At 75.4% G+C, this 4,126-nt stretch carries 2 protein-coding genes; both read right to left on the reverse strand.

Annotation, left to right across the window (positions count from 1 at the left end; genetic code table 11):
- Positions 1-824, reverse strand: an 824-nt coding sequence (locus LE548_RS45075; RefSeq protein ID WP_225102832.1) for a beta-ketoacyl synthase N-terminal-like domain-containing protein, incomplete at its 3' end; no start/stop codon positions are given.
- A gap of 58 nt (positions 825-882) precedes the next feature.
- Positions 883-4,126, reverse strand: a 3,244-nt coding sequence (locus LE548_RS45080) for a type I polyketide synthase (protein ID WP_225102833.1), incomplete at its 5' end; no start/stop codon positions are given.

Consider the following 4,126-nt stretch of genomic DNA (forward strand, 5'->3'; position numbering starts at 1 on the left):
AGCATGCCCGCGCCCTCGGCGAAGCCCGTACCGTCCGCGCCCGCCGCGAACGCCCGGCAGCGGCCGTCCGGTGAGAGCCCGCGCTGGCGGCTGAACTCCACGAAGACGCCCGGGGTGGCCATCACCGTCACCCCACCGGACAGGGCGAGGGTGCACTCGCCGCGCCGCAGCGCCTGCACCGCCAGGTGGATCGCCACGAGGGAGGAGGAGCACGCCGTGTCCACCGTCACCGCCGGGCCCTCCAGCCCGAGGGTGTAGGCGACACGGCCCGAGGCGACGCTGCCCGCGCTGCCGCTGCCGATGAAGCCCTCCAGATCGCTCGGTACCTGCCGCAGCCGGGAGCCGTAGTCGCCGTACATCGCGCCGACGTACACACCGACGCGCTCGCCGCGGAGTGTGCCGGGGACGATGCCCGCGCGTTCCACCGCCTCCCAGGAGGTCTCCAGCAGCAGCCGTTGCTGCGGGTCGACGGCGAGTGCCTCGCGCGGGGACATTCCGAAGAACTCGGCGTCGAACTCGGCCGCGTCGTACAGGAATCCGCCCTGACGGGTGGTGGCGCGGCCCGGCCGCTCGGGGTCCGGGTCGTACAGGTCCGGGTCCCAGTCCCGGTCGGCGGGCAGGTCACCGATGGCGTCGGTACCGGAGTCCACCAGGTGCCACAGGTCCTCCGGGGCACGGACGGCGCCGGGGAAGCGGCACGCCATGCCGACCACGGCGACCGGCTCCAGCCGTTCGGCCTCCACCTCCTGGAGCCGTTCGCGGGTCCGCTGGAGATCGGCCGTGACCCACTTGAGGTAGTCGACGAGCTTCTCTTCGTTTGTCATGCAGGTTCAGCCTCTTCTCAGCCTCGTCGGGGGACGGTCCCAGCCGCGCCGGAGCCTGTCAGTCGGTGCGTCGGCCGAGTTCGTTGTCGATGAAGGCGAAGATCTCGTCGGCGGACGCCTCCCTGAGCCTCTCGGCCGGCTCGGTGGCCGCGGGGCGGCGCCAACGGGCGAGAACGGCCTCCAGCCGGGCGGTGACCAGGCCCCTGGTCTCCTCGTCCATCGCCTCGTCGGGCAGCGCCTCCTCCAGTTCGGTCAGCCGGACCAGCAGGCGGTCCGCAGTGGCGGTGGCGGGCGGGAACAGTTCGGTGGCCAGGTGGGCGGCGAGCGCCGCCGGGGTGGGGTGGTCGAAGACGAGGGTCGCGGGCAGCCGCTGCCCGGTGGCCGCGTTCAGCCGGTTGCGCAGCTGGACGGCGATGAGCGAGTCGAATCCGATCTCCTTGAACGCCTGGAGTGGATCCACCGAGTCCGGCGAGGTGTGGCCGAGGACCGCGGCCACGCAGGCCCGGACCAGGTCGAGGAGGGCTTCGTCGCGCTGCTCCGCCGGGAGGGTCAGGATCCGGTCGGCCGCCGGGATCTCCGCTTCGGTGCTCGCGGCCTCGCGGTCGGGGGCGGGGACCAGGTCGCGGAGTACGGCGGGCAGGGTGCCCTGGGCCGACGCCCGTCGCAGCGCCGCCATGTCCAGCCGGACGGGAACGAGCGCGGGATGCCCGGAACTGAGCGCGGCGTCGAACAGGGCGCGCCCGTCGTCGCCGGTGAGCGGTACGACGCCGCCGCGCCGCAGCCGTTCGAGGTGGGCGGCGTCGAGGTTGCCGGTCATGCCGCTGGACTCGGCCCACAGTCCCCAGGCCAGCGACAGGCCCGGCCGGCCCGTGGCCCGGCGGTGCCGGGCGAGGGCGTCGAGGTAGGCGTTGGCGGCCGCGTAGTTGGCCTGGCCGGGGCTGCCGAGGGTGCCGGCGACGGAGGAGAACAGCACGAACGCGCCCAGATCCATGTCCCGGGTCACCTCGTGCAGATGCCAGGCCGCGTCGGCCTTGGCCCGCAGGACGGTGTCGAGGTGGCTCGGTGTGAGCGAGGCGACGACGCCGTCGTCGAGGACACCCGCGGTGTGCACGACGGCGGTCAGCGGGTGCTCGGCGGGGATGCCCGCGAGCAGGTCCGCCAGTGCCGTCCGGTCCGCCACGTCGCAGGCGGCGACCGTCACCTCGGCGCCCGACTCCACCAGCTCGGCGACGAGTTCGGGGACTCCGGGGGCGCCCGTGCCTCGCCGGCCGGCGAGCAGCAGGTGCCGTACGCCGTGTGAAGCGACGAGGTGGCGGGCGAAGAGGGCACCGAGGGTGCCGGTGCCGCCAGTGATCAGGACGGTGCCCGTCGGGTCGATGCCCGTGAGCGCGGCGGGGTCCGACGGATCGGCGGATGCCGCCGGACCGCTGCTCGGCGCCGGGTCCCCGGCGGGCGGGGCCGGGGTGAGCCGGGGGGCAAGGATCCGCCCGTCGTGCAGGGCGAGTTGGGGTTCGCCGGCGGCCAGCCGGGACAGCACCGGGTGCGCTGCGGCGAGCCGGTCGGCGTCCTCGTCCAGGTCGAGGAGGGCCAGCCGGTCGGGGTGTTCGGACTGGGCGGAGCGGACGAGCCCCCACACGGCGGCGTCCGCAAGGCCGGTGAGCCGGGTCTCCTGGTCGGCGCCGACCGCGTTCCGGGTGCACACGACCAGCCGGGAGCCGTCGAAGCGCTCGTCCTCCAGCCAGGTCTGGACGAGTTCCAGGACGCGGTGGAGCGCGGCCCGGACCGCTTCGGGACTGCCGTCGTCCGGGGCGGACGTGGAGCGCACCAGCACGAGTTCGGGCACCCGCTCGGCGTCGGCCAGGGCGGCGAGGGCCAGCAGTTCCGGGTCCACGGCCGGGTTCCCGGTGGGGGTGTGGGCCTCGTCGTCCACGGCCTCCAGCAGGACGCAGGAGGGTGCGGGCGAGGCCGGTACGGGCGGCAGCTCGGCCCACTCCACCTGGTGCAGCGGCAGCGGGACGGCGCTGCGGAGGGCGGCCAGCTGCCGGGCGCTGATCGGGCGGACCGTCAGTTCGTCCACGGTGCCGACCGGGGTGCCGTCCGGGGTGCTCAGGGCCAGCGACACAGAGTCCGGACCGACCGGGGTCACCTCGACGCGCAGCGCGGTGGCACCGGACGCGTGCAGCCGGACCCCGCTCCAGGAGAAGGGCAGCCGGATCCCGCCGTCGGCCGGCTCGGCGGCCGCTTCGAGGGCCAGCACGTGCAAGGCCGCGTCGAGCAGCGCGGGGTGCAGGGTGAAGCCGTCACCACCGGCGAGCCGCACCTCGGCGAACCTGGTCCCGTCCCGTCGCCACGCGGCACGCAGCCCCTGGAAGGCCGGGCCGTAGCCGTAGCCGCGCTCGGCCAGCAGCGGGTAGAACGCGTCGACGTCGGCCGGAACCGCGTCCTGCGGTGGCCAGGGGGTGCCGGCGGGCGCCGGCGGCTGGGTGAGCGCCGTCGCGGGCCGTACGCTGCCGGAGGCGTGCCGCGTCCAGTCCGTTTCGTCCGCGGTGGCGGCGGCCGCCGGACGGGAGTGCACGGTGACCGGGCGGCGGCCCTCGGCGTCGGCGGGGCCCACCAGCACCTGCAGCTGCGTCTCTCCGGCGGCGGGCAGGGCGAGCGGCGCCTCCAGGGTGAGGTCTTCCACCTCGGCGCAGCCGGTCCGCCGGCCGGCGTGCAGGGCGAGTTCGAGGAACGCGGTGCCGGGCAGCAGGACCACTCCGTCCACGGCGTGATCGGCCAGCCACGGGTGGGCGGCGAGCGAGAGCGTCCCGGTGAGCAGGACACCGGACTCGCCCGCCAGGGCGACGGCGGTGTCGAGCAGCGGATGCCCGTGGTCTCCCGGGCCGGCGGCGAAGGCGGCGCCGGGCCGCACGACCGGGTCGAGCCAGTACCGCTCCCGCTGGAACGGGTAGGTCGGCAGCGGGACCGCCTCGGCGGCGGCGAACAGCGCGCGCCAGGAGACCGGGGCGCCCTGGACGTATGCCTCGGCCAGTGACAGCAGCAACCGCGTGCGGCCGCCGTCGTCACGCCGCAGCGTGCCGAGGGCTCCGGCGGTGCCGGGCGCCACGTCGTCCAGGGTCTCCTGGACCGCCGGGGCCAGGACGGGGTGCGGGCTGCTTTCCACGAACAGCCGGTGGCCCTGCTCGGCCAGCGCCGTGACGGCCTCGTGGAAACGGACGGTCCGGCGCAGGTTGCGGTACCAGTAGTCGGCGTCGAAGGCGGTCGGTCCGGCCCAGTCGCCGGTGAGGGTGGAGAACACCGGG

It is taken from the genome of Streptomyces sp. CoH27, from assembly GCF_020181035.1.
GTDB classification, from domain to species: Bacteria; Actinomycetota; Actinomycetes; order Streptomycetales; family Streptomycetaceae; genus Streptomyces; species Streptomyces camelliae.